Consider the following 20,577-nt stretch of genomic DNA (forward strand, 5'->3'; position numbering starts at 1 on the left):
ATGGATGTGAACGTGAACGAAGCGAATCGACGGGCGAGGGTGCCGCTGGAAACCGCGTCGAGCCGCGGCCGCTGGCAGCTCTTGCTGCGCGCGTGCGCGGGCATCGCCGAGCGCATCGCGGGCGCCGGGCCCGACACGCGGCCGACGCTCGCCGTGCGGGAAGCGCACCCGCGCGCGCAAGTATGGATGTCGCAGTACGCGGCGCCGCTGCTGTGGGCCACGCTCGTCTGCGCGCTGGCGACGCTCGCGGCGAGCGCGCTGCTGCGCGTGTTCGACCTGTCGAACGTCGTGATGCTGTTCCTGATGACCGTCGTGCTGATCGCGCTGCGGCTCGGCCGGCTGGCCGGCGCGTGGGCCGCGTTCGTCTGCGTCGGCTGCTTCGACTTCTTCTTCGTCGAGCCGCGGCTGTCGTTCGCGGTGTCCGATACGCAATACGTGTTCACGTTCGCGCTGATGCTGGCCGTCGCGCTCGCGATCGGCCAGCTCGCGGCGCGCCTGCGCGCGGAGGCCCGCGCCGCGCGTGCGAACGAGAAACGCTCGGCGGCGCTCGCGCGCGTCGCGCACGATCTGTCGGCCGCGATCGGGACCGAGCAGATCGCATCGATCTGCACCGGCACGATTGCGCCGCTGCTCGGCGTGCGCATCGCGCTCGTGCTGCCCGACGAGAACGACCGGCTGATGCCGACCCAACACGCAGGGTTCGTGGAGACGCCGATCGCGCGCTGGGCATACGAGCAGGCGCGCGGTGCCGGGTGCGGGATGGCGCCGTTCGAGCGCGCGGCCGCGCAGTACCTGCCGCTGAAGGCGCCGATGCGCGTGCGCGGCGTGCTCGTGCTGTTCGGCGACGCGCAGCCGGTGCCGACGGACCCCGACGATCGCCGCCTGATCGACGCGCTGTGCTCGTCGATCGCGATGGCGCTCGAACGCGTGCACTACGTCGACGTCGCGCAGCACACGCTCGTGCGGATCGAAGGCGAGCGGTTGCGCAACGCGTTGCTGGCCGCCGTGTCGCACGACCTGAAGACGCCGCTTACCGCAATCCGCGGGCTCGCCGAGACGCTGGAGCGGCCGGAACGTCTGGCGGACGGGCAGCCGGCCGCGCTCGCGCACGGCATCCGTAACCAGGCCGAGGCACTGCACGGGCTCGTCGTGAACCTGCTCGATCTCGCGCGCATGCAGAGCGAAGGCGTGCGGCTGAATCGCGAGTGGCACATGCTCGACGAGATCGTCGGCAGTGCGCTCGCGCATTCGGCCGGCGTGCTGGCCGGCCGCGACGTGAGCGCCGACTTGCCCGCCGACCTGCCGCTGATCGACGTCGACGCGCTGCTGATCGAGCGCGTGCTGATGAACCTGCTCGACAACGCCGCGAAGTATGCGGGCGCGGATGCGGCCGTGTCGGTGCGCGCGCGCGTGTTCGGCGAAACGTTGTACGTGTTCGTCGAGGACGACGGGCCCGGCTTCGTCGCGCGCAATACCGAGCCGCTGTTCGAACCGTTCGAGCGCGAACGCAAGGAGTCGTCGATCAGCGGCGTGGGGCTCGGGCTCGCGCTGTGCCGCAGCATCGTCAACGCGCACGGCGGGTCGATCCGCGCGGTGCCGCTCGATCCGCACGGCGCGCGGTTCGAGATTCGCCTGCCGTTGGGCGCGCCGCCCGATATCGAACATGAGAGCCACACATGATCAGATCGCGCGTACTTATCGTCGAAGACGAATCCGACATCCGCCGTTTCGTCAGGATGGCGCTGGAACAGGAAGGGCTCGACGCCTGCGAGGCGTCGACGGCCCGCGAGGCGCGGATGTATGCGTCGAGCAGCAAGCCCGATCTCGTGATCGTCGATCTCGGGCTGCCGGACGGCGACGGCAAGGCGTTCATCCGCGAGCTGCGCGAGTGGTCGACGGTGCCCGTGATCGTGCTGTCGGCGCGGCAGCAGGAAGTGGAGAAGGTCGCCGCGCTCGACGCTGGTGCGGACGATTACCTCGCGAAGCCGTTCGGCGTGCCCGAACTGCTCGCGCGGGCGCGTGCGCTGTTGCGGCGCGCGGCGTTCGTGTCGGCCGACGGGCAAGCGTCGTCGATCGTGCGGTTCGGCGACGTGACCGTCGATCTCGGCCGGCATGAAGTCGTGCGCGGCGGCGAGCCCGTCCATCTGACGCGCCTCGAATTCCGGCTGCTCGCCGCGCTGATCCGCGCGCGCGGCGGCGTGATTGCCGCGCGGCAACTGCTGGCCGAGGTATGGGGCATTCACGACGCGGATCGCGCGCACTACGTACGTGTGTACATGACGAACCTGCGGCAGAAACTCGAACCGGTGCCGGCGAGGCCGCGGCACCTGCTGACGGAGCTGCAGTTCGGCTACCGGCTGGTCGGGCTGGAAACGGTCGGCGCGACGCGTGAGGTCTAGACAGGTGTTGCGTGCCTTCCGGCCGCTCCCTTACGCATCGAGAAAGCCGGGATTCAGTGTCGTGTAATCCATAGTTAATTGAAATTTAAGGAAAATCTCGGCCGGCGACCCTAATGATCCGACAATTAGAGATAAACACGGATTGCTGGCGACGCCTCTGAAAAGGCAAAGTTGTATGTACAACTTGGAGCGTCGCTAGGCAGCGCGATTTCCGGGTTGGAAGGGTTCGCGGCGGAGTCGCCGTGCCGGCAGCGCCGGTGCGGGCCGCCCGACGTGACCCCGGCCCAGTTCGCCTCTGACAGGAATTCCATGAAGAAACTCGCGCTCAGTATTGCCCTTGCCTGCATCGCGGTCGGTGCCCACGCCAAGGATTGGTCGACGATCCGGTTCGGCGTCGACGCCAGCTATCCGCCGTTCGAATCGAAGGACGCAAGCGGCAAGGTGGTCGGCTTCGACGTCGATCTCGGCAACGAGATCTGCGCCCGCCTGAAGGCGAAATGCGTGTGGATCGAGAACGACTTCGACGGGATGATTCCGGCGCTGAAGGCGAAGAAGTTCGACGGCGTGCTGTCGTCGATGTCGATGACGCCGGCGCGCGCCGAGCAGATCGCGTTCTCCGACAAGCTGTTCAACACGCCGACGCGCCTCGTCGCGAAGAAAGGCGCGAACCTGCAGCCGACGGCCGAATCGCTGAAGGGCAAGTCGGTCGGCGTCGAGCAGGGAACCATTCAGGAAACCTACGCGAAGGCCTACTGGGCGCCGAAGGGCGTGCAGGTCGTGCCTTACCAGAACCAGGACGGCGTGTACCAGGACCTGATGTCCGGCCGCCTCGACGCGGCGCTGCAGGACGCGGTGCAGGCCGACATCGGTTTCCTGAAGACGCCGCGCGGCGCGAACTTCCAGTTCGCCGGCGGCGACATCGACGATCCGAAGACGCTCGGCAACGGCGCGGGCATCGGCCTGCGCAAGGACGACGCCGACCTGAAGGCGAAGATCGACCACGCGATCGCCGACATCATCAAGGACGGCACGTACAAGAAGCTCGAGAAGAAGTACTTCGCGTTCGACGTCTACGGCGGCTGACCGTCCATGCGGCGCGCATCGGCTGCGGTGCGCGCCGCGTCTGTTGCCGGGCGCCGCCCGCGTCACGGGATGCGTCGGGCTTGATGAGCAGGTTGCATCAGGTAGTGCGTAGATATCGTTTGATGCGCGGTTAATGGCTATTGAAAATCCAGCCACATCGTTCTGGACCCCTTATATGATCTTCCAAGGATTTGGCCCGCTGCTGTGGGCCGGCACGGTCGAGACCGTGAAGCTCGCGGTGCTGTCGCTTGCCGCGTCGCTCGTGCTGGGGCTTGCCGGCGCGGGCGCGAAACTGTCGACCAACCGCGTGCTCAAGTCGATCGGCACTTTCTATACGACGCTGATCCGCGCGGTGCCGGACCTCGTGCTGATGCTGCTGCTGTTCTACGGGATCCAGATCCTGCTGAACAACGCGACCGACCTGATCGGCTGGGACCAGATCGACATCGACCCGTTCGCGGCCGGCGTCGTGACGCTCGGCTTCATCTACGGCGCATATTTCACCGAGACGTTCCGCGGCGCGTTCCTCGCGGTGCCGCGCGGCCAGCTCGAAGCCGGCTTCGCGTACGGGATGGGCGGCTGGCGCGTGTTTCATCGCATCCTGTTCCCGCAGATGATGCGCTTCGCGCTGCCCGGCATCGGCAACAACTGGCAGGTGCTCGTGAAAGCCACCGCGCTCGTGTCGATCATCGGCCTCGCCGACGTGGTCAAGGCGTCGCAGGACGCGGGCAAGAGCACGCTCGATTTCTTCTTCTTCACGCTGGCCGCGGGCGCGATCTACCTCGCGATCACGACGGTGTCCAACGTCGTGCTGCATCACCTCGAGAAGCGTTATTCCGTCGGCGTCCGGAGGCTCGCACTGTGATCGAACTCATCGGCCAATACTGGCAAAGCTATCTGTATACCGACGGCTACCGCTTCAGCGGCCTCGCGATCACGCTGTGGCTGCTGGTCGTGTCGATCGCGCTCGGTTTCGCGCTCGCCGTGCCGCTCGCGATCGCGCGCGCATCGTCGAACCGCTGGATCTCGGGCCCCGTGTGGCTCTATACGTACGTGTTTCGCGGCACGCCGCTCTACGTGCAGCTGCTGATGTGCTACACGGGCATCTACAGCCTGCAGGTCGTGCACGATCACGTGCTGCTCGATACGTTCTTCCGCAACGCGATGAACTGCACGCTGCTCGCGTTCGTGCTGAACGAATGCGCGTATGCGACGGAGATCTTCGCGGGCGCGATCAAGGCGACGTCGGCCGGCGAGATCGAGGCCGGGCAGGCCTACGGGATGTCGCGCTTCAAGCTCTATACGCGGATCATCCTGCCTTCCGCGCTGCGCCGCTCGCTGCCGAGCTACAGCAACGAGGTGATCCTGATGCTGCACGCGACCACGCTCGCGTTCACCGCGACCGTGCCCGACATCCTGAAGGTCACGCGCGACGTCAACTCGGCGACGTACATGTCGTTCCAGGCTTACGGCATCGCAGCTGTGCTGTACGCCGCCGTCGTGTTCGCACTCATCTGGGCGTTCCGCAAGCTCGAGACGCGCTGGCTCGCGTACCTCTCGCCGCGCGGCCATTAATGCATTCGCAACGAAGGACCAAGCATGTACAAGCTCACAGTCGATAACCTGCACAAGAAATTCGGCGACAACGAGGTGTTGAAGGGCGTGTCGATGAAGGCGAAGGCCGGCGACGTGATCAGCATCATCGGCTCGAGCGGCTCCGGCAAGAGCACGTTCCTGCGCTGCATCAACTTCCTCGAGCAGCCGTGCTCGGGGCAGATCACGATCGGCAGCGAGCCGATCCAGACCACGCGCGATCGCAACGGGGCGCTGCGCGTGGCCGACCAGAAGCAGCTTCAGCGGATGCGCACGAAGCTCGCGATGGTGTTCCAGCACTTCAACCTGTGGGCGCACATGACGGTGCTCGAGAACGTGATCGAGGCGCCGATGGCCGTGCTCGGGATCGGCAAGGACGAGGCCATCGCGCGGGCGCGCCAGTACCTGGAGAAGGTCGGCCTCGCGCCGCGCGTCGAGGGCATGTATCCGTCGCACCTGTCGGGCGGCCAGCAGCAGCGTGTTGCGATCGCGCGCGCACTGGCGATGGAGCCGGAAGTGATGCTGTTCGACGAGCCGACGTCGGCGCTCGACCCGGAGCTGGTGGGCGAAGTGCTGAAGGTGATGCAGAAGCTCGCCGAGGAGGGCCGCACGATGGTCGTCGTCACGCACGAGATGGGTTTCGCGCGCAACGTGTCGAATCACGTGATCTTCCTGCATCAGGGGAAGATCGAGGAGGAAGGGAATCCGCAGGAGATTCTCGTGAATCCGAAGAGCGAACGGCTCGGGCAGTTTTTGTCGGGGCGGTTGAAGTAAGCAGGCAGCGTTGCGCATCGCCCGTGAAGCCGCAATGGCGTCCCGGGCGATGCGGAGATTGAAGTACGCTTACAGTTGCGCGAGCGCATCCGTCAAAGGCCGCTGCGCGACACGCACGAGCGGTAACCTGCACGGCTTCGCGCCGTCGCAAACTGGAACGCTAAGTGCTTGTCAGGCTTGATCCTTTCAATGAAGGAGCACCACGATGAGCACACCGACAACCACCCATTTTTCCCACGTGAAGCCGCAGGACACCGCGTATCAAGGCGAAGGCCTGCGCGACTTCTTCCTGTATCGCGATCTCGGCATCGCGGCCGCGACGAACGGCAAGGTCGTCGCGCAACTCGTCAGGGCGAATCATGCACCGACGGCGGGCACCGGCTGGCACCGTCACGAGGCCGAGTTCCATATCGTGTACATGCTGAAGGGTTGGGCGCGCTTCATGTACGGCGAGCAGGAAACGCTGGTGTCCGCCGGCGACTGCGTGCATCAGGCGCCGGGGATCGTCCACTACCTGTTCGACTACTCGCCGGACATGGAGTATCTGGAGATCGTCGGGCCCGCCGATTTCAAGTCGATCGATGTTGAAGGGCCTTGCGCCGTGCCACCGCCGACGCCGTGGGGCGAGACAGGTGCGTAGCTGTCCGGTTTCCCGAGGTGCGAATGTGCCGACCGACGCGCATCGTGCGCACGTTTGCGACAGACCGCCTTCGGGCGGTTTTTCGTTGATGCGTCCCGGAATCCTCCGCGTGCTCTGCTGATACCCGCGACCTGCTTTCCCTATCGATCCATTCATTCGAATTCCGAAGGGTTGCGAAGCTGAAGATCCGGAAAGAAAGGAAAGATATTCGTCAGCTTCGCGTGACGGATTGTTACGTGGTGTCAAAGATCGTCAATTGCGGGCTGCGCGGTGCACGGCCTGTCGACGGCCGGCGTTAAGGAGGTACCAGCCGGATCACCGGCTGACCTACCCGGGAGAAATCCATGAAGCGCATCGCGAAGATCCTGACGGCCACCGCAGTGGCATGCGCCATTCTCGCTCCGGCGCTTGCCGAAGCCCACTCGCACCGTGTGTGCCACTACGACCATCACCACCATCGCATGTGCCGCTGGGTGCGGTAACGGGATTTTCCTCGGGTACGCCCGGGACGCATTGATCATTCAGGCAAATCAGGAGAGGAATATGAAAAAGACGATGTTGATCGCCGCGCTCGTCGCCGGCATGGGTGTGTCGATCGGTGCGTTCGCGCAGGTTCCGGCCAGCGCGCCGGCCGGCACGACCGGTCTGTGCAAGGACGGTTCGTTCTACTCGGGCGCATCGAAGAAGGGCGCATGTGCGGGCCATAAGGGCGTGAAGACCTGGTACGGCGCATCTTCGGCGGCAGCAGCCAGCGCGCCGGCCGCGACGGCGCCGGCAACGGCGGCGTCCGCTGCCGCTGCATCCGGTGCCGCGCCCGCGAAGAGCGCCCCCGCGACGACCGCCGCAGCTGCGCCGGGCGGCGGCGCGGGCAAGGTGTGGGCCAACGACAGCACGAAGGTCTATCACTGCTCGACCGACAAGTACTACGGCAAGACGAAGCACGGCAGCTACATGTCGGAAGCGGATGCGAAGGCCAAGGGCTTCCATGCGTCGCACGGCAAGGCCTGTTCGTAACGCAAGCCGGGCGCGAGTTCATTCGCTCGCGCGTCGCCTGAAGGCTGCTGGAAATCACGCCCCGCCATCCCGGCGGGGCGATTCATTTGCGATGCCGGTCGTTGCGTCGTTGCCCGGATTCAGTGGGCGTGATGCGATGAGGGTTCGACGGTCCCCGCATCGTGTTCGGTTGCACGCGCATCGAGCAGCGCGCGCAGCGTGACGTAGTGCGTGCCGTTCGCATTGCCTTCCGCGTCCGCGGTGCGATCGTACGGTTCGTTGTCGTGGATCGTCGCGCGCACGATCGGATAGATCTGCGTTTCCCAGCGGCTGCCGTTGAACACGCCATAGTGGCCTGCACCCGTCTGCACGTGGTGCGTCTTCAGATACGGCGGCAATCCCGAACACAGCTCCTGCGCGGCCACCGTCTGGCCCACTGCGCAGATATCGTCCTTCTCGCCTTCGATCGTCAGCAGCGCGGTGCGGTGAATCGCCGCCGGTTCGACGAGCCTGTCGCCCACCGTCAGTTCGCCGCGCGCGAGCGCGTATTGCTGGAACACCTTCTCGACCGTTTCCAGATAGAACTCCGCGGTGAGGTCGGCCGTCGCGAAGTATTCGTCGTAGAAATGCCGCAGCGTGTCGGCTTTCGCGGGATCGCCTTTCGCGCGCTGGTAATACATATCGGCAAACGACGCCGCATGCCGGTCGGGGTTCATCGACATGAACGCGCCGACCTGCACGAAGCCCGGATACACGCACCGCTGCGCACCGACGAAGCCGGCCGGCACCACGCTGATCAGGTTCTTCGCGAACCATTCGATCGTCTGGCTCGTGGCGAGCGCGTTGACCTTCGTCGGATTCACGCGGCAGTCGATCGGGCCCGCCATCAGCGTCAGGCTCGCGGGCTGCGCCGGATCGCCGCCGGCGGCCATCAGCGCGACCGCCGCGAGCGCGGCGACGGTCGGCTGGCAGATCGCGAGCACATGCGTGTCCGGGCCGATCTGGCGGATGAAGTCGATCACATGCTCGACGTATTCGTCGAAACCGAAGCGCCCGGCCGTCAGCGGGATGTCGCGCGGGTTGTGCCAGTCGGTGATGTACACGTCGTGGTCGGCCAGCATCGTGTTCACCGTGCCGCGCAGCAGCGTCGCGAAATGCCCGGACATCGGCGCGACGATCAGCACGCGCGGCTGGCGCGCGACCGGCAGCGCCTTGCGGAAATGCAGCAGCGTGCCGAACGGCGTGGCCGCGGCAGCCTCCTCGACGATCGGCACCGTTTCTCCGTCGACGACGATCGACGCGATCCCGAACGGCGGACGCCGATGCGAGAACGCGCAGCATTCGAGCAGCTCGCACAGCGCGTCGACCATGCGACCCGTCGGCGTTGACGTGGATGGGGGCCACAGCGACATCGTCGCGCGCGTGGTCGCGGCCCATGCGCGCGCCGGGCGCAGGCATTCGGCAGACCATTGGTAAAACGGATAGGCAAACAGGTTCATGGCCGTCGCTCGTTGCGCTGCGTTGTATTGAACAAGGCAAGCCGTGTGCCAGCATGCGGCTGGCACGCAGGTTGCACGCGGTCAGGGAGCGTGGCGGCTTGGGCGGCACGCCACGACCGTCAGCCGAACGCGATGCGTTGCCGCGCCGGTCGTCGCGAGCGGCGCGTGCCGCGAGACGGTGCGGCGCTGCGCCAGTTCTGCGAATGCGCCGCACGCGCATGGTGCGGGTGACGGGTACGGTGTCCGCTTTCGGTGCAGGGGCACGAACGGCTTTCAGCAGGGGAGCGACATGGAATCAACCGGACAGACGACGCTGACCATCAGCAGCCGCAATTACTCGTCGTGGTCGATGCGCGGCTGGCTGCTCGCGAAGCTCAGCGGCCTGGCGTTCGACACCGTCAGCGTGCCGATCGATGCCGCGTCGCGCGCGGAGCTGCTGCTGCTGTCGCCGTCGATTCTCGTGCCATGCCTGACGCACGACGGCAACAAGGTGTGGGATACGCTCGCGATCGCCGAATACCTGAACGAAATCCGGCCGCAGGCGCGGCTGCTGCCTGAAGGCCGGCGTGCGCGCGCGCATTGCCGGTCGATCTGCGGCGAGATGCATTCCGGTTTCAGCGCGCTGCGCTCCGCGCTGCCGATGAACCTGCGCGCGCATTTCCCCGGCTTCCGGATCTGGTCGCGCGCGCAGCACGACATCCAGCGGATCGTGACGATCTGGCACGAGTGCCTGGCCGCGTATGGCGGGCCCTGGCTGTTCGGCGCGGAGATCGGTGTCGCCGACGCGATGTATGCGCCGGTCGTCACGCGCTTCCTGACCTACGACGTGAAGCTGGAGCCGGAAATCGCCGAATACTGCATGCGCGTGCTCGCGCATCCGTTCGTCGCCGAGTGGATCGACGCGGCGAAGGCGGAGCAGGAAGACATCGACGAACTCGACATGGAGTTTTGATGCGCGCGATCGCGGCGTGCTTTCAATTGCACTACACGCGCAAGCATCGAAATGGGGTTCTCTATGCTGCTGCGCAATGCGCAAACGTTTTACCTTGATTTCGGGTTAAACCGAGTGCGAATTCCCTAAAGGATGTTGAGCCCGATGACGTAAACGAGTCACGGGGACGACTCGCGACACGCATGCTTTCGACGTGCGGCGCGCAGTCTGCAACAACCAGCGCAGCAGGGGAATCGACGTGAATCGTCAGCAATCGTGGACGCGTACAGCGGCGCCCGGAGAAATCATTTATTCGGAGGGCTTCGCGGGCGAGCCCGTGATCTTTCTGATCACCGACGGCAAGGTCGAGCTGTCCACGCGGTGCGACGACAAGCGCGTCATCGTCGCGACGCTCGGCCGCGGCGAGTTCTTCGGCGAATCGGCGCTGCTCGCCGCCGAGCCGCGCGCCCATACCGCGAAGGCGCTTTCGTTCTGTCAGCTCACGGTCGTGCCGGCCGGCATGCTCGATGAAGAAATCGAGCGCGTGTCGGCGCTGCTGCGCCATATCGTGCGAACGATGATCCGGCGCGTGAAGCGCAAGGACGACCAGCTCGCGACCTACACGCATGCGGACTTCATGCCCGGCGTGCTGTCGTATGCCCATGTGCTGTCGCTGATGGCCGGCGCCGATGCACGCGAATCCGGCGACGGTTGGGCGCGCCGGCCGATGCAGGCCCATGCGACCGAAACCTCGGTGCCGCTCGCCGAAATGATCCGCAAATGCCGCGCGATTGCCGGCCACTCGCGGCCGCACGTGCTCGCGATGCTGCGACGCATGGAGAAGCTCAATCTCGTCACGATCGAAGCCGCGCAGGCCGACCATGTCGGCGGCGCAGCCGACTATGCGGCTTCATCCGATGCGCGCCAGGTCGTCACATTCGACGCCGCACGCGTGATCGACCGCGCGCAGCAGGTTGCCGACCACGATCTCGACTTGTCGATCAACAGCGAACTCGAGCTCATCGAACTGGCCGATCTCGAATCGCTGATCGGCGTCGAGAAGACGCTGTTGCTCAACAAGCTGTCGAACGGCGAGATTGCCGACGAAGTGTTCGCGTTCCGCAAATCGAAGGTACTCAGTTACGTCGAGCAAAAGGGCGTCGCGTATTTCTCGCGGCGCAACGGGCGTCGCGGTGGCGACGTGCGTTCGCTGGAGGATCTCGTGTGGGTCGACCAGCGCACGCTGTTCGACGTGATCAGCGCGTTCGATACGTACGATCTCGCGAAGCTGATCGCGAACCTCGACGATCGCGCGGTGGCCGACAAGCTGTTTTCCGTGATGACCGAGGCGCGGCGCAACGAGGTGTCGTGGGTGATGCGCCGCGAGCTCAAGCTCGATCCGATCGAGATCGAGGATATCGAGCAGCGCGTGCTGGATGCCGTGCGCGCGGCCAAGGCGCCGGCGACGGGCGCGGCGTCCGTGGCGTCGGATGCGTGACACGGGGAGGCGTATGGATCTGTTGACCTTGGCCGGTGTGGTGCTGGGCGGCGCGGCGATCGTGTTCGGGTTCGCGCTGGAAGGCGGGCATTTTTCGATGCTGTTCCAGTTCGAGGCGCTCGTCATCGTGCTCGGCGGCACGCTCGGCGCGGTGATGATCCAGAACACCTGGGCACGCTTCTTCGACGCGGTGAAGCAGTTGCGGCTTGCGTTCGTGCGCGCGAGAGAGGTCGATCGCAAGCACCTGTCCGACCTGCTCGAATGGGGCGACCGCGCGAAGCTCGACGGGCTGCTTGCGTTCGAATCGATGGACGTGAGCGGCATCCATCCGTTCGCGCGCCGCGGGCTTGAACTGCTGGCGAACGGCGTGTCGACCGCCGTGCTCGAGGATGCATTGCAGCGCGAACTCGACGCATACGAGCGCAGCCGCCTGGCCGCCGTGCGCGTGTGGCAGCAGGCGGGCGGTTATGCACCGACGTTCGGCATTCTCGGATCGGTGCTCGGGCTCGTGCAGGTGACGAGCCATATCCTCGAACCGGCGCAGCTCGGGCCGGGCATCGCGGTCGCGTTCATCGCGACGCTTTACGGGCTGGCGTTTGCGAACCTCGTGTTTCTGCCGCTTTACGGCAAGCTGCGCGCGCAGATCGACAGCGAACTGCGGTTTCGCAAGCTGTATCTCGACGGTTTGCTCGCGATCTCGCGCAAGGAATCGCCGCATACGATCGAAACGCGGCTGACCGGCGATGTGCGCGGGCGTGCGGCCGAGTCGCTTGCGTGATGTGCTGCGTATGCGGTACGACAAACAGGGATCTTCGGTATGACAGCCCGAACTGACGGCGCGACCGCCGCCGATCGCGATGACCACGAACTCGAAGGCACGCAGTCCGGGCGCTGGCTGATTTCGTACGCGGATCTCATCACGACGCTGATGGTGCTGTTTCTCGCGCTGTACGTGCTCCAGCTCGCGAAATACAACGCGCTCGACGCGCGATACCAGACGCTTGCGCGACATGCCGGCGGCGCTGCGAGTACGGCCAATGTCGTAACACCCGAACGCGCGCCGGCCTGGCTCGCGTTGCTCGATACGTTGAAGAAGAACGGGCGGATTTCGCTGGTGAAGGCGCCGCATGGCGTCGAGATCGGCATCGACGCGAAGATCCTGTTCAACGTCGGCGATGCGCGCTTGCTGCCCGGTTCGTCGCCCGTGCTGAACCAGATCGCGCAGGCACTGGGCGAGCACGCGACAGGCGACATTCTCGTCGAAGGGCATACGGATAACGTGCCGATTGCGAACGCGAAATACGAATCGAACTGGGAGCTTTCGTCGGCGCGCGCGGGGAGCGTCGTGCGCTACCTGACCGAGCGCGGCGTGGCGCCGCATCGGCTCGCGGCGATCGGGCGGGCCGATACGCAGCCGCTCGTGGCGGGTGACGATGCCGCTGCGCGAGCGCGGAATCGGCGCGTGACGATCTTCGTTGCGTATTGATTTGCGCTGATCCTGCGCGTATAGGCGACCGCATATGCGCGCCTGTCAACGACATAACGAATCCCGCATGATCGATATCTGAAATCAGCGATGCGCTTCTGTGCTTGCATGCCGATAACTCAAACTGGCTCAGACCGAGCGGTTATCGAGGGTTCCCCATGCATTTCTGGCGCAAGCTTTCCATTCAGAACAAGCTGATTCTCAGCATGACGAGTTGCCTGCTCGTGTTCGTCGCGATTTCGAGCGGGCTGAGCATTCGCCTGATCGGCAACGCAGTGAGCGATCGCGTCGTCCGCGAAGAGTTGCCGACCGCTGTGAACGGCATTCGCGCCGACGTGCAGCGGCAGATGGCCGGGCCGATTGCCGCGTCGCGCATTCTCGCGCGCGATGCGTTCCTGCTGCAATGGGAAGCCGAAGGCGAACCCGACGCCGGCACGCGCAACTGGATCCAGCTCGCGAAGAACGTGAAGGACGAGCAGAAGGCCGCGTCCGTGCAGTGGGTGTCGGTGAAGAGCGGCAATTACTACAACGAAGCCGGCCTGCAGCGGAAGGTCACCGACAAGGATCAGTGGCTGACCAGCTTCCTGTCGTCCGGCAAGGCGTTCGACGTGAACATGGATCGCGAGGTGACCGTCGGCGGCTACATGATGTTCATCAACAGCCGCGTCGAACTCGACGGCGTGCCGATCGGCGCAGCGAGCATGAGCCTGTCCGTCGATGCGCTCGCGAAGGGCATCTCGGCATACCGGATCGGCGAGACCGGGTTCGCGTATCTCGTGCGTCCGGACGGCGCGATCATGATGCATCGCGATACGTCACTGATCGACGGCAAGCATTTCCTGAAAGACCAGCATGGGCTGCCTGACGATGCTTCGTCGACGCTGCTGGCCGGCAAGCCGTATGCGTACCTGAGCTACAACGGCGACGGCGGCGCGCGTTTTATCGCGACGTCGTTCATTCCGGAGCTGAATGCGTATGTCGTCGTCGAGGTGCCGCAGGCGGAACTGCTTGGGCCGGTGACGCGTGCGATTCGTAGTGCCGCGCTGGTTGCGGCGGTGGTGGGGCTTGGGGTTGCGCTGATCGTGATCTGGCTGGTCGGGCGTGCGATAGCCGCGCCGATTCGGCGTGCGGCGACGCTGCTTTCGGAGATCGCCAGCGGCCAGGGTGATCTGACGCGCCGGATGACGGTCGAGAGCCAGGACGAGATCGGACAGTTGTCGGATGCGTTCAATCGGTTCGTGTCGTCGTTGTCGACGCTGGTTCACCGGATTCGGGCGGCTTCGGCGTCGATTGCGACCGGGTCGGCGCAGATTGCTTCGGGGAATGCGGATTTGAGCGAACGCACCGAAGGGCAGTCGAGCAATCTGGAGCGGACGGCTTCGTCGATGGAAGAGATCACGGCCGTGGTGCGGAACAACACCGAGACGGCGACGACGGCGGCGAAGATGATTAATGGCGCGTCGGATACGGCGGCGCGTGGCGGGCAGGTGGTGGGTGAGGTCGTTAGCACGATGGAGCAGATCAGCGACGCGTCGCAGCGGATCTCCGAGATCATCGTGATGATCGACAGTATTTCGTTCCAGACGAATATTCTTGCGTTGAATGCGGCTGTGGAGGCGGCGCGGGCGGGGGAGCAGGGGCGTGGGTTTGCTGTCGTGGCTTCGGAAGTGCGGAATCTGGCGCAGCGTAGTGCGCAGGCGGCGAAGGAGATCAAGGTGCTGATCGAACATAGCGCGGGGACGGTGAATACCGGGTCGCGGTTGGTTAGTGAGGCTGGGAAGGTGATGAGTGATGTTGTCTCGCAGGTGCAGGGCGTGAGCGCGATGATGAGCGAGATTGCAGAGGCGAGCCTGGAGCAGAGTGCTGGGATCGACCAGATTGGGGATGCGGTGCAGTCTTTGGATCAGATGACGCAGCAGAATGCGGCTTTGGTGGAAGAAAGTGCGACGGCGGCTGAGAGTTTGAAGCAGCAGGCGGCTGAATTGACCAAGCTGGTGTCGGCTTTCAAGGTGGATGAATAAAGTCTGTTTGGCGTTTTAGAACGAGGCGTTTCTGAGGGACGGCTGCCGTGGGGTCAAGGCAGCCGTTTTGCATTCGGGCCTGGTTTTTGGGGACGTCATATAAGAATGAAAAGCATTTCCAAACTGAAAGTCGGGGTGGGGGTGGTTGTGCTCCTGGCTTTGACCGCTGTTGTCGGGGCAAAGGTCGTTACGTCGCCGACCGATTCTTATCTCGCGGATCGGAAGAAAGCTGCCGAGGCAGTGAATGCGGCTTCGATGGAAGATCGGGCGGATTTGGACAAGAAATATACCGCCGAGTCGAATGCTAAGCTGGTAAAGCTGTGGGGACGGTCAAGGCGAATGGGTTTTCCGGGAAACTTGGGACCAACGTTCAGAGTGCTATCGTTGACGACGGGATGACGCCGGGGCCGGATGGGTTGTTCCTCAAGTCGGATGACGGGAAGGTGAGTCTTTTTGTGACGATTGTTCCACTTTTGAAGGCTTGGGTGGCGACGGCGGATGCAGGGCTCAAGTCGACGGATGAGGTTGCCGTTATCTTCGATAACGAGACTTTTTATACGGACGTGTTTGGTGATGACGCTGCGGCGTTTCGATTTGCCGAGTTGCCAGTCAAGCGAAAGCCGGCTGACGCGGAGGTGAATGCATTGCTGCTGGGTAAAAGCCAGGATGGGGTGCCGGAGGGGCCGAATACGTTGGCGGTAGCGGTTAGGCAGGGGGAGCGGGTTTATGTTCTCTGGATGGATGTGACGATTCCGAATATTCTTGCCTGTAAAATAGCTCAAGTCCCCGAAGAAAAGCGGTAAGGTTGTTTTTGTAATGTATTTTCCGGATAACCGGAATTACTCGAGGATTTCATCGGAATTGGAAGTCATGGGTGATGCTATATTCCATTGATGGGTGTTTGATTTTTTTGTAAATTCGATTTGCAGTGTTTGAAGAGGGGTGGAGATGTATTGGCCGCGTTTTCTTGATTTCGAATTTAAGGTCATGCGATCACCTGAAAGAAATGTGGCGAGATAAATAATGTGATGATATGGGGTGCCATGATGGTGGCGGGATGTGGTGGGCGGTAATATTCAAGTGGCGATGAGATATATGATTCTTGTCGTATTTCTCGGGGTATCTAATAAGTATAAGGGATCTAGTGATGGGGTATCAGGCAAAGTTCGATGGCTGGAAAGCGGTGGCGCTGGAGGATCTGGTTGTCGCTTATCGAAAAGCAAAGGCGGATTGTTTTTTCGAAAATACATTCCCTGCAGCTATAAAATTTGCTGAGTACGAGCAGGATCTTCTTGAGAATCTCGCCAAACTTCAGAAATCTCTTTTGGATAATAATGGATTTGATAAAAACAAGGATTTCCTCGGGGATTTTAGAATACTGCCAAAAAAATTATCGAGCAAGCCGAAGGATGGTGTCGATGTTAACGGGCATGTCCATTTTTCAAGTCCCGATCGTGCGGTGGATAATTTATTCAAGAAATGTGATGTTGTTCCAGAGTTTAGGGTGATTGGTGATTTTCCAGTTGAGAGTCATATTATATCGGCTTTGTGGATCAATGCTATTGGTCACAAATTCGACGCCGGACTAAGTGATGGGTGTTATGGCGCTCGTCTGAGGCGAATACGTAACGATGAGCTACTTGATGGCTCGGAGGTGAGGGAATTCCATGTTAGTGCTATAGGATCTTTCGCGCCATATTTCCAACCATATCAGAAATGGCGTAGTGATGGACTGGGTGCGATTCGAGGGGAGTTGGAGAAGAATCGGGACGTAATTGCTGTATCGCTGGACTTGAAGAGTTATTATCATTTCATAGATCCAATGGCAATAACTTTGCCGGAATTGCAGGCGGAGCTTTCGGTGAATCTCTCGACGGAAGAGCGGGAGTTTACGGCGCAATTGGCGAGATTTTTGTCAAAATGGGCGAAAAAGGCAAGTCTATTCTCGAAAAATATTATCGAAGGGAAAGGGGGTATTCAGGGCGGATTGGCAATTGGGCTAACTGCTAGTCGAGTGATTTCGAATGTGATTTTACATCGATGGGATTCGTTGGTTAGAGAGAAAATTGCACCTATTCATTACGGGCGTTATGTTGATGATATGTTCCTGGTGCTCCGCGATACGGGGGTAGTAAATAACAGCCAGGATTTCATGCGTTATTTGCAAGATCGTATGGGCAAGGATGTCATTTTTAAGGCTGGTAAGAACGGGGGGCAGGTATGGGAGATTCAGCAGGGAAAAGGGGTGCAAGGGGGTAGTGTAATTAAGCTGCAGTCGAACAAGCAGAAATTATTCCTTCTCCATGGTAGGGCTGGAATTGATTTGCTTGATAGCATTGAAAAGGAAATTCGTCAACTTTCTAGTGAAAGTCGTTTAATGCCATCTCCGGATCAACTGGACGATTCTACTGCAGCGCGAGTTCTATCGGCAGCAGGAACGGTTGGAGAGAGTGCAGATACTCTTCGTCGGGCCGACGGTTTAACCATTCACCGGTTAAGTTGGTCGATGCAATTGAGGTATGTTGAAACGTTGGCGCGAGATTTGCCGGCTCAAGAGTGGAAAGAGCAACGCGACGAGTTTTATCAGTTTGGCCATAATCATGTTCTTCGCCCGGATACGCTGTTCACGCATTTTTCGTATTTGCCGAGGCTTTTGGGATTTGCGATAAGCATGAATGAGTGGCAGCAGGCCGAAAAGATCGTACTTCATGCATATGATTCGTTAGACAAGCTGGAGGGGGCTGCGCCGAATGGCGCTCCAATTATTATTAATGGAATGGAGGTGAAGGCGGGGTGCGATTTGTGGCGATCGGTTAAGGGGACGCTCGCTTGGTTATTTGTTGATGCTGCGGCTCGGTATTATGATCCTAGTCGTTTGTTTTTGGGTACGCGTTCTCCGCGGGAACGACGATTGGCCAAGTTGTTTTTAGATGGGATATTCGGAAGTCTTGTTGAAATTGGGGATTGGTTAAAATTCGAATTTGATTCAGGCGATTTTAATGCAAAGGCTCCACTTGTTGCATTGGCTGATCTTGCGAAGATTCCGTATAAGGAAATATTGCGGGGTGCTTCTGCGGGGAAGCTTGTTAACAAGCTCGGTGTTAAGAAGGATGTGCGTGTTCTCGATAAAATTCGACAATCTGGATTAATTGATGTTGATATTCTTAAGGATTTTATAAAATCAACTAAAGATAGTCGACTTGCGAGTGTGGTGGCGGAAAAAAGGAAAAATGAAAGCTATCTTCCATACATTTTTCCGACGCGACCGTTAACTCCTGCTGAAATTTCAGAGCTGGCGCCGGAGTGCGTGGGATTGCGTAGAAGGGATGGAAAATCTTGCAGACATCGCCCGTCTGTTATCTGGGCCCTTTATACGCAAGCTTTGCGTGGTGTGTGGATCAAGCCAACATTGGCTGCTGCTGAGCAGGATAATGATGATCAGGCGAAATTCCTTAGGAAATATAAATACATAAAAATTGGGACTGGTGTGAGGAAGAAGGTTACTGTTGCGCTTACGAATTTGAAAACAGATAATTCGGACTGGGCTGCAATGGTGTCGAATAAGTCAAATTTGTCTCGTGATCGCTATCAGAGAATATCGAATTTGGTAAATCAGGCGATTAAATTGAATCCGAGGCCGGACTATATTGTTTTTCCTGAGTTGTCTATTCCGCTCCGTTGGGTGAATAGCATATCGGCTAGACTTTCTGCTGCCGGGATTAGTTTGATTGCGGGGACGGAGTATCGCCACGTCGGAAGTGATGGAATCATTAGTGAAGCTTGTTTAGTCTTGGTGGACGATCGCCTCGGCTATAATGCTAATGTAAGGATTTGGCAGCCGAAACTAGAGCCTGCGGTTGGGGAAGATAAGGAATTGGCGTCTAGGTATGGGAAGAAGTGGGTTTGTATGACGTCTGGGCGTAGTAAGAGGAAGCCGATTTATATTCACAATAAAGTGAATTTCGGTGTGATGGTGTGCTCAGAGTTGCAAAATAGTAAAGCAAGAATTAAGTTCCAGGGGGAGGTGGATGCGTTGATGGTGCTTAGCTGGAATCAAGATTTGGACACCTTTTCGGCTCTTGTTGAGTCTTCCGCGTTAGATGTGCATGCATATACCATACTTGTGAATAATCGTTTGTATGGGGATAGTAGAGTTAGGTCGCCGTCGAAAGAGTCGTTTTTAAGAGATATCGCTAGGGTTAGAGGTGGCGATAATGATTTTGTGGTCGCGGCGACATTGGACATAGATGGGTTGCGGGCTTTCCAGAGTCGAGCTACACGGTGGCCTCAGGATGGAGATAGTTTTAAGCCTTTGCCGGAAGGCTACAAGCTTGCAACGAGAAGGAGAAGGCTGCCTCCGAAATAATGCCGCTGATGGATAGCCCGCTTTGTACGAATTGACTGACCGCCAGGGTGATATATCCCTGGTCCACGGCAGTCGCTTCGATCGACTGGACTCAGAGACGGTGCGAGCACCGAGGAACATCAAATGTATTAGCCGGGACTCGATCTGACAGGTAGTCGGACCGACAAAGAACGAGTCATCAATGGGGGATGAGTTTCTCCTTGGCGAGTTCGAGCGAATCGAGGAGAGTACGCATCGGCGTCTTGCCATAACACCAGCGCCCCTGATGCTCTCGTTCATTGTTGTACTGGTCGAGCCACGCATCAAGGTCTGTCTGCAAGGTGGCGATCGAGTCGTAGATCTTCTTGCGGAAGACGATGCGATAGAACTCGTTGAGCATGGTCTTGTGCAGCCGTTCGACGATCCCGTTGGTTTGCGGCGACTTGGCCTTTGTGCGGGTATGGTCGATGTCCTCCAAGGCCAGATACAGCTCGTATTCGTGATGCTCGGGGTTGCCGCAATATTCGGTGCCGCGGTCTGTCAGCACGCGCAGCAGTGGAATGCCGAAGCCGTCGAAGAACGGGACAACGCGATCGTTGAGTAGGTCAGCCGCCGGCAAGGGCTTCTTGCGATCGTAGAGCTTGGCGAACGCAACCTTCGAGTAGGTATCGACGAAAGTTTGCTGGTAGACACGGCCGACACCCTTGAGGCTGCCGACATAGAACGTATCCTGCGCGCCGCAGTAGCCCGGACATTCGGACTCGAATTCGCCGTGCACTTCCTTCTCGTGCTTGGCGCGTTCGAGCGCGACGAGCTGTGCCTCGGTCAGCACCAACCCCTCCTGGGCGGATTTGGCCTCCAAGGCCTTCAGGCGCTTCGGCATGGTCTCCAGATCGTGGCGCAACCAGATGCTACGGACGCCTTGGGGCGAGACGGACAGCGCATGCCGTTTGAGGACTTCGTTCTTTGTCGGTCCGACTGACCTTACCCCGCCGAGTACACCATTCGTAAGTTAGTGGGCTCGCCGGTTTTCGGTTGATGCAGTTGCCGAGTTGCCGGGCCAACTCAAGTATGCCGACCTTGGCACGAATTACCTTCTGCTCCTGAGTCATGGCGGACTCCTTGCTGTTCGCGGCGCGCATTGCCGCTACGGGCTACGCCGGACCTATCCGTCATTTCGTGGGCGGGGCATATCATGAGGTATAAAAGTCATGGATATGCCGATGAAAAAGAAGAGACAAACCGTAGCGCGTCAGGCAGCGGCCCGCGGGCCGCTGCCTGAGTTGCCCAAGGAACTGCTGGACCAGTTGGTCAA

General features: G+C 60.8%; 17 protein-coding genes and 1 pseudogene. 16 read left to right on the forward strand and 2 right to left on the reverse strand.

The annotated features are described in order from the left end of the window. The 9 genes from KVT39_RS10855 to KVT39_RS10895 all read left to right on the forward strand — a co-directional run bounded on the left by KVT39_RS10855 (nucleotide 1) and on the right by KVT39_RS10895 (nucleotide 7,503). Nucleotides 1–1,680, forward strand: a complete 1,680-nt coding sequence (locus KVT39_RS10855; RefSeq protein WP_175746498.1) for a DUF4118 domain-containing protein — start codon at nucleotides 1–3, stop codon at nucleotides 1,678–1,680. Further along, nucleotides 1,677–2,399: a response regulator gene (locus tag KVT39_RS10860; protein WP_034182158.1), complete on the forward strand. Its 723-nt coding sequence runs from the start codon at nucleotides 1,677–1,679 to the stop codon at nucleotides 2,397–2,399. The genes KVT39_RS10855 and KVT39_RS10860 overlap by 4 nt, the downstream gene beginning before the upstream one ends. Before the next feature lie 309 nt (nucleotides 2,400–2,708). After that, nucleotides 2,709–3,482 carry an ABC transporter substrate-binding protein gene (locus KVT39_RS10865; protein ID WP_105133508.1) on the forward strand — a complete coding sequence of 258 codons (774 nt, stop codon included), beginning with the start codon at nucleotides 2,709–2,711 and terminating at the stop codon, nucleotides 3,480–3,482. Nucleotides 3,483–3,657: 175 nt separating this feature from the next. After that, the gene (locus KVT39_RS10870) at nucleotides 3,658–4,347 is read left to right on the forward strand and encodes an ABC transporter permease (protein ID WP_105389654.1); all 690 of its coding nucleotides are present in this window, start codon (nucleotides 3,658–3,660) and stop codon (nucleotides 4,345–4,347) included. Next, nucleotides 4,344–5,057, forward strand: a complete 714-nt coding sequence (locus tag KVT39_RS10875) for an ABC transporter permease (protein WP_105389653.1) — start codon at nucleotides 4,344–4,346, stop codon at nucleotides 5,055–5,057. Before KVT39_RS10870 ends, KVT39_RS10875 begins: the two co-directional genes overlap by 4 nt. A gap of 24 nt (nucleotides 5,058–5,081) precedes the next feature. Then, nucleotides 5,082–5,849, forward strand: a complete 768-nt coding sequence (locus tag KVT39_RS10880) for an ABC transporter ATP-binding protein (RefSeq protein WP_217588952.1) — start codon at nucleotides 5,082–5,084, stop codon at nucleotides 5,847–5,849. Nucleotides 5,850–6,054: 205 nt separating this feature from the next. Next, nucleotides 6,055–6,489, forward strand: coding sequence for a cupin domain-containing protein (locus tag KVT39_RS10885; protein ID WP_034182163.1), 435 nt, complete (start codon nucleotides 6,055–6,057; stop codon nucleotides 6,487–6,489). Between the two features lie 344 nt (nucleotides 6,490–6,833). Further along, nucleotides 6,834–6,971: an HHHH-motif protein gene (locus KVT39_RS10890; RefSeq protein WP_217588953.1), complete on the forward strand. Its 138-nt coding sequence runs from the start codon at nucleotides 6,834–6,836 to the stop codon at nucleotides 6,969–6,971. A gap of 61 nt (nucleotides 6,972–7,032) precedes the next feature. Then, a complete protein-coding gene (locus KVT39_RS10895; protein WP_034182164.1) occupies nucleotides 7,033–7,503 on the forward strand; it encodes a DUF3761 domain-containing protein in 471 nt (156 codons plus the stop codon). Between the two features lie 119 nt (nucleotides 7,504–7,622). Here KVT39_RS10895 and KVT39_RS10900 read toward each other — a convergent pair whose 3' ends face one another. Further along, the gene (locus KVT39_RS10900) at nucleotides 7,623–8,981 is read right to left on the reverse strand and encodes a polyhydroxyalkanoate depolymerase (RefSeq protein ID WP_217588955.1); all 1,359 of its coding nucleotides are present in this window, start codon (nucleotides 8,979–8,981) and stop codon (nucleotides 7,623–7,625) included. 289 nt (nucleotides 8,982–9,270) lie between these two features. On the opposite strand from KVT39_RS10900, the gene KVT39_RS10905 reads away from it, so the two are divergent. The 7 genes from KVT39_RS10905 (at nucleotide 9,271) to KVT39_RS10935 (ending at nucleotide 19,283) form a co-directional block, all read left to right on the forward strand. Further along, on the forward strand, nucleotides 9,271–9,933 hold the full coding sequence (locus tag KVT39_RS10905; RefSeq protein ID WP_131948066.1) for a glutathione S-transferase family protein: 663 nt from the start codon (nucleotides 9,271–9,273) through the stop codon (nucleotides 9,931–9,933). 238 nt (nucleotides 9,934–10,171) lie between these two features. Beyond that, complete coding sequence (locus KVT39_RS10910; protein ID WP_217588957.1) at nucleotides 10,172–11,410, forward strand: cyclic nucleotide-binding domain-containing protein; 1,239 nt, start codon at nucleotides 10,172–10,174, stop codon at nucleotides 11,408–11,410. A 13-nt stretch (nucleotides 11,411–11,423) separates the two neighbouring features. Continuing rightward, nucleotides 11,424–12,188, forward strand: coding sequence for a flagellar motor protein (locus tag KVT39_RS10915; protein ID WP_175960529.1), 765 nt, complete (start codon nucleotides 11,424–11,426; stop codon nucleotides 12,186–12,188). Between the two features lie 39 nt (nucleotides 12,189–12,227). After that, nucleotides 12,228–12,896 (forward strand): OmpA family protein, encoded by a 669-nt coding sequence (locus KVT39_RS10920; protein ID WP_217588959.1) that lies wholly within the window; start codon nucleotides 12,228–12,230, stop codon nucleotides 12,894–12,896. A 158-nt stretch (nucleotides 12,897–13,054) separates the two neighbouring features. Then, nucleotides 13,055–14,917, forward strand: coding sequence for a methyl-accepting chemotaxis protein (locus KVT39_RS10925; RefSeq protein WP_217588961.1), 1,863 nt, complete (start codon nucleotides 13,055–13,057; stop codon nucleotides 14,915–14,917). A 320-nt stretch (nucleotides 14,918–15,237) separates the two neighbouring features. Then, nucleotides 15,238–15,720, forward strand: a complete 483-nt coding sequence (locus tag KVT39_RS37950) for a hypothetical protein (protein ID WP_254640412.1) — start codon at nucleotides 15,238–15,240, stop codon at nucleotides 15,718–15,720. A gap of 344 nt (nucleotides 15,721–16,064) precedes the next feature. Beyond that, entirely contained in the window at nucleotides 16,065–19,283 is a 3,219-nt protein-coding gene (locus KVT39_RS10935; protein ID WP_217588963.1) for an RNA-directed DNA polymerase, read from the forward strand. A 178-nt stretch (nucleotides 19,284–19,461) separates the two neighbouring features. Here the strand turns inward: KVT39_RS10935 and KVT39_RS10940 are convergent. Continuing rightward, nucleotides 19,462–20,232 (reverse strand): annotated as a pseudogene (locus KVT39_RS10940) (integrase core domain-containing protein); the annotation flags it as partial. Nucleotides 20,233–20,577: the final 345 nt, after the last annotated feature.

The organism is Burkholderia sp. GbtcB21, from assembly GCF_019091065.1.
Lineage (GTDB): Bacteria > Pseudomonadota > Gammaproteobacteria > Burkholderiales > Burkholderiaceae > Burkholderia > Burkholderia pyrrocinia_C.

Coding starts and splice junctions, on each gene's coding strand:
- KVT39_RS10855 (WP_175746498.1), top strand. CDS start 1: ATGGATGTGAACGTGAACGAAGCGAATCGACGGGCGAGGGTGCCGCTG.
- KVT39_RS10860 (WP_034182158.1), top strand. CDS start 1,677: ATGATCAGATCGCGCGTACTTATCGTCGAAGACGAATCCGACATCCGC.
- KVT39_RS10865 (WP_105133508.1), top strand. CDS start 2,709: ATGAAGAAACTCGCGCTCAGTATTGCCCTTGCCTGCATCGCGGTCGGT.
- KVT39_RS10870 (WP_105389654.1), top strand. CDS start 3,658: ATGATCTTCCAAGGATTTGGCCCGCTGCTGTGGGCCGGCACGGTCGAG.
- KVT39_RS10880 (WP_217588952.1), top strand. CDS start 5,082: ATGTACAAGCTCACAGTCGATAACCTGCACAAGAAATTCGGCGACAAC.
- KVT39_RS10885 (WP_034182163.1), top strand. CDS start 6,055: ATGAGCACACCGACAACCACCCATTTTTCCCACGTGAAGCCGCAGGAC.
- KVT39_RS10890 (WP_217588953.1), top strand. CDS start 6,834: ATGAAGCGCATCGCGAAGATCCTGACGGCCACCGCAGTGGCATGCGCC.
- KVT39_RS10895 (WP_034182164.1), top strand. CDS start 7,033: ATGAAAAAGACGATGTTGATCGCCGCGCTCGTCGCCGGCATGGGTGTG.
- KVT39_RS10900 (WP_217588955.1), bottom strand. CDS start 8,981: ATGAACCTGTTTGCCTATCCGTTTTACCAATGGTCTGCCGAATGCCTG.
- KVT39_RS10905 (WP_131948066.1), top strand. CDS start 9,271: ATGGAATCAACCGGACAGACGACGCTGACCATCAGCAGCCGCAATTAC.
- KVT39_RS10915 (WP_175960529.1), top strand. CDS start 11,424: ATGGATCTGTTGACCTTGGCCGGTGTGGTGCTGGGCGGCGCGGCGATC.
- KVT39_RS10920 (WP_217588959.1), top strand. CDS start 12,228: ATGACAGCCCGAACTGACGGCGCGACCGCCGCCGATCGCGATGACCAC.
- KVT39_RS10925 (WP_217588961.1), top strand. CDS start 13,055: ATGCATTTCTGGCGCAAGCTTTCCATTCAGAACAAGCTGATTCTCAGC.
- KVT39_RS10935 (WP_217588963.1), top strand. CDS start 16,065: ATGGGGTATCAGGCAAAGTTCGATGGCTGGAAAGCGGTGGCGCTGGAG.